Raw genomic sequence first — 4,796 nt, 5'->3', positions numbered from 1 at the left:
GGAACCCGATGCCCATGCCGTATTGGCGGTGGATGCCGTATTGAGTGGCGCCTTGGGCTTCGATGACCCAGGCGGAGAGGGATTCCCAGGGGACGAAGACGGGTTCGGTGGCGTCTTCGGGCATGAAGCAGACTTCGCGGCGTTGGCGGTTGAAGCGGGTGGGGATGATGGCGGCGCGCTTGTTGTGGTTGTGGCGCCAGACGCCGAGGCCGATGAGTAAGGTTACAAAGCCGGTCACCAAGGCAAGTCCATAAGTTTCATGGAAGATCCCCTCTATGGCGTGAGAAATATCGTCCCACCCCATGCCGAACACGAAAAACATGAAGCCGCCGATTAGCGGAAATAAAAATGCAATCGAGAAGGCACCACTGAATGGTAAGCCTAGAGTCATTTGCCACATAAAGACTTGCGGTGATCCCAACCCGAAGTCCATGTACACCTCATTTAGCTCCCCGATATGTGGACCGTGCGGCGGCATCGCTGTCGGCAGGGGCAACGGCGCGAGATAAGTGATTTCCCCACTGGGAAACGGCTCGATATCGCCGGCTTTTCGGGATTGCTCAAGCTGCGGCGCGGGCATCGAGTTATCAAGGTTGGTGGGCATGGTCGGCCAACTCCAGCAAATGTGTTTCAACCAGCAACATGGGCGGATGCTCGGTAACAGTTTGAGAGGCCAACGCCGGAAAGCGGCCGTCACTCCGAGGGTTCAGGCGAATGACCCGAATGCGAGAAACCCACGCGCCCTTGGCGTTCAAGGTCTGGATGCAGACGGCCAGCTCCAACGTTTCGGACGCCGGGGTAAATTCGCTGTCAGAATCCACGGGATATTGCAGGCACAGCACCAACCGATCTGGTCCTGTTTGCACGATGCGCAGGCTGTTCGCCACTTCCTCACTGATGACGTCCTTGCGCTCGCGCGGTACACCACGACTGTGGAGGGGCACGGAAAAACGGTGGGCGCCGATTCCCAGGCGATGAGTCGGTTGACCGCTCAGGGGCGGCTGAAAATCATTGAGCTTGAGCCCTGGCAGCACCAGATGGATGTCTTTGGGCTTGGCGTTTAACAGCAGGTCTTTCAGCCATGAGTCATGCTTGTTCGGACCCAGTTGCGCATACGGGGCGTGAAGCAAATAGGCCAGATAGCGCTGATATTCCTCCAAGGTATGGTTGCCGCGTGTCTCGGTGTCCAAGCTCCACGGCGTGGTTTTCAGCCATTTGTCATGTGCGCTGAGGTTATAGCGGTTGTATAGCCAGGTGCCACCCAGTTCCAGCACGGTGAACAGGGCGCCGGCTAGGTTGAAGCGGAAGAACACGGTGGAGAGGCGTGTGCCAGCGGCGGCCCACGCAGCGGTCCTTGCGGCAGTATTTTTTGCCATCAGTACGGTAGAACTCGCGTGTAAGGTGTGGCCAAAGCCATAGGCATTGACGGTCGTCATGCCGGTCGCCCCCGCTGTCGCGAGCGCTGCACTATTCTGCACTGCAGCATTCCCGCTCCGCGTCGCCTGTTGCCAGTTCTGGTGGTGGTTGATGAGGCTGGACAACGAAGACAAAAAACCAAAAAGGTAAGTAAAGCCACCCAACCCAACATGCATCTTGCCCATCTGCACGTGCACATTCTGCAAGGCTTGGTGTTGAAGACCCGCGACGAGTGCAGCGCTGCGTGCCTTCAACGCGGTATCAGCCAGACTCTGCGCCGCAGTAAATCCCGCAGCTCCGGTAGCCGCCAGCGCATTGGCCAAGGGAGCCCATGTTCGCTTGTTCCTGGATTGGTTGGTCAGTTCCCTTATAACCGAAACAAAATTCACCCCCTGCACCAAAAACACCAACAACCCCATCCCTTCGCTCCGAATCAACTTCGCATTCGGCACGCCTTGAACCCCCAACCGAATGTCCTTCAACAAACTGCGCACCTCCAGCTGCTGCGCCGGTGGAAACACCACTGTCACTCCTGCCCGAGCCGGCGTCGCGCCATACAGCCGAACCGACTGATCCGGCAGTTCCGCAATCGGACTCAGCGCGCCCGCCAGTCGGCCTTCAAGTTGCGTCAACTGCCCGCGCACCCGCACGATCTCGCCCTGTAATTCCACCGCCCGGGGCGTCTTGTGCCCCGCCCGGTTTTTGTTGTGGGTGAACTGGTTACGTTCGCGGGTCAGCGTCCTGAGGTAATCGCGTTCACTGAGCAGTTCCTTGAGGTTGGTTTGCAGCGCCGCGTGTTCCGCCGGGCTGGCGACAGTAAAGGTCACACCGGTGGTTTTGGCCGCATCGAGGATCCGCCCCGACAAGGCCTTGGGCAGGCGTCGGAACAGTTCGTCGAGGTCGGGGATTTTCCCTCCCGCCAGATCGAACCCTTCCAGTGCCCGGCTCAGGCCCAGGTTCAGCGCCGGGCTAAGACTGTGCTGCGCCGCGTCCGCGACGGCGCGGGTGTGTTCGGGTAAATCATCGAGGGCCGGCAGGTGCGGCTGTTCGATTTTCTTTAACTCGCCCAACCAGTGCGGCAGGTTGTTGAACACGCCCATGCCGGCGTTGAACAACATGGCGTATTGCGCGGCCCGTTCTGGCTGAAGACGCAGCGGCAAGGTGTAGAACAGCGGCCGGGTCAGTTCCGGGTGTTTCTCCAGATAACCAAGGAGAATTTCGCTGGCGTGATCGCTGCGGCAGATGTCCTTGAGGCAGGCGTATTCGGCGGTGAACGCCTGGTGGAGTTGCTGTTGATCCTGCGCGTCGTAATACCAGGCCGAGCGATGGAAGCGACCGGCACCCACCAGCATCGTGCGGTCAGCGGTAATGCGTTCGAGCAAGCGATTCCAGCGCCCAAGGTCGTCGCGGTGCTGAAACAGCGCAGCGTCCATGGCGGGGCGGTCGATGAAATCGTTGACCCCGCGTTTGCCACTGAAGCTGGAGCCTTCGAGCACATCGATGATGCGTTTGTTTTGCTCCTTGCCGAGCTTGATCAGGGTTTTGAGGTGCTGCCCAACGAAGTCGGTGGGGGCCATCGCAAAGTGCTGGCGGGTGTAGTAACTGCGGTCCGTGTCGTCAATGGCGCGCCGGTGTGCAGTGATGTCTGGATTGCCCCCCTGATACTTGAGCATCTCCTGAACTTCGGCCTGGGCTTCCTTGCGCAGCTGCACCAGCTCCGGGGGGGCTGGTACGTCGACAGGCTCGACCTTGCCGCCCTTGTTCAGGTAATCCAGCAAGGCTTTGCGGGTGTGCTCCCGATCCGGCTCGGGCAACTGTTCCAGATCGACAAGTTGGCTCAGGGAAGCGATGTGGGCGCGAACATTGGAAAAACAACTCATGCGCGACGTTTGTCGGTCGGATTCGCGCGTTGTACCTCGGCAAAAATCTCGGTGATCGGGCGGCGAGGTTGGCGTTTATGCAGGGCGCGGACCTGTGCGCTCATGCGCAGCAATTCTTCACTCGGCCTGGCCCATTGCTCTTTCGGCAGCGGTTCCGACCATTGGCGCATCACTTCGGGCATGGCCTGCGGGGCCATTTTCTTAAGGCGGCGGACTTCCCATTCGGTCAGGTGGTTGGGAATCGTCCATAGGGTCATGACGTGGTACAGGTACCAAAAAAATCCCGAGAGCCGGTTGCCCGTCACGGATTTGCTGATGCATGCGCGCGCGCGCGTTGTGAAAAGTGTGCAGGCCTTCGTGGGGCGGGTCGTTCGGGCCTTGCAGGTCTTGTGGGTCCTGGATGGATTTGAGGTCGTGGATTTCGTATTCCATGTAGCCACGGATGGCTTCCCAGTGGCTGATGGCCAGGGAAAGACCGAAGCAGGGGAATTCGACGCTGGTCAGGGTCTCGCCGTGCTGGAAACCGATGCCCATGCCGTATTGGCGGTGGATGCCGTATTGAGTGGCGCCTTGGGCTTCGATGACCCAGGCGGAGAGGGATTCCCAAGGGACGAAGACGGGCTCGGTGGCGTCTTCTGGCATGAAGCAGACTTCGCGGCGTTGGCGGTTGAAGCGGGTGGGGATGATGGCGGCGCGTTTGTTGTGGGTGTGGCGCCAAGTGCAGAGGAGGATGGCCAAGGCGGAGAAGCCGGTAACTAAGGCATATCCATAGATGGCGAAGAATAAATCAATGACAAATTCCCATGTGTATGCGAAGTCATATCCGAACATAAGGCCCACACAGCCAATTGCTGGTGGGATTAGGAAGGCGATCATGAAGGCACCGCTGAACGGTAATCCTAATACGACCTGCCATGAAAACACCTGCGGTGAACCCAAGCCAAAATCCATGAACACCTCATTCAGATCGCCGATATGGGGACCGTGCGGCGGCATCGCTGTCGGCAGTGGCAGAGGCGCGAGATAAGTGATTCTCCCACTGGGAAACGGCTCAACATCGCCTGCTTTACGGGACTGCTCACGGTGCGGTCCAGGCAGGGAGCTTTCAATCTTGGTGGACATGGTCGGCCAACTCCAGCAAATGGGTCTCAACCAGCAACATGGGCGGATGCTCGGTAACGGAATTAGGTGGTAGTGCAGGGAAATGGCCTTCGGTCCGAGGGTTCAGGCGAATGATCCGAATGCGAGAAACCCACGCGCCGCTAGCGTTCAAGGTCTGTATACAGACCGCCAACTCCAACGTTTCGGACGCCGGGGTAAATTCAGCATCAAGGTCCAGCGGGTATTGCAGGCATAACACCAGCCGGTCGGGCCCTGTTTGCACGATGCGCAGGCTGTTTGCGACTTCCTCACTGATGACGTCCTTGCGCTCTCGGGGTGCGCCGCGACTGTGGAGAGGAATGGCAATGCGGTGGGCGCCGATCCCCAGGCGATGAGTCG

The 4,796-nt window shown here is 59.2% G+C and carries 3 protein-coding genes and 2 pseudogenes; all 5 read right to left on the bottom strand.

Annotation, left to right across the window (positions count from 1 at the left end):
- Nucleotides 1–604: pseudogene (locus CKW24_RS27595) on the bottom strand (hypothetical protein); the annotation flags it as partial.
- Nucleotides 588–3,296 carry a hypothetical protein gene (locus tag CKW24_RS27590; RefSeq protein ID WP_256585555.1) on the bottom strand — a complete coding sequence of 903 codons (2,709 nt, stop codon included), beginning with the start codon at nucleotides 3,294–3,296 and terminating at the stop codon, nucleotides 588–590. The pseudogene CKW24_RS27595 and the gene CKW24_RS27590, both read right to left, overlap by 17 nt.
- Nucleotides 3,293–3,478 carry a hypothetical protein gene (locus tag CKW24_RS28570; RefSeq protein WP_256585554.1) on the bottom strand — a complete coding sequence of 62 codons (186 nt, stop codon included), beginning with the start codon at nucleotides 3,476–3,478 and terminating at the stop codon, nucleotides 3,293–3,295. The genes CKW24_RS27590 and CKW24_RS28570 overlap by 4 nt, the downstream gene beginning before the upstream one ends.
- 19 nt (nucleotides 3,479–3,497) lie before the next feature.
- Complete coding sequence (locus CKW24_RS27585) at nucleotides 3,498–4,418, bottom strand: hypothetical protein (protein WP_256585553.1); 921 nt, start codon at nucleotides 4,416–4,418, stop codon at nucleotides 3,498–3,500.
- Nucleotides 4,402–4,796: pseudogene (locus CKW24_RS27580) on the bottom strand (hypothetical protein); the annotation flags it as partial. The pseudogene CKW24_RS27580 and the gene CKW24_RS27585, both read right to left, overlap by 17 nt.

This window comes from Pseudomonas sp. Irchel 3H3 (genome assembly GCF_900187635.1).
GTDB lineage: Bacteria > Pseudomonadota > Gammaproteobacteria > Pseudomonadales > Pseudomonadaceae > Aquipseudomonas.
Note: the sequence above shows the minus strand (reverse complement) of the source record. Positions and strands in the feature narration are given on the sequence as shown.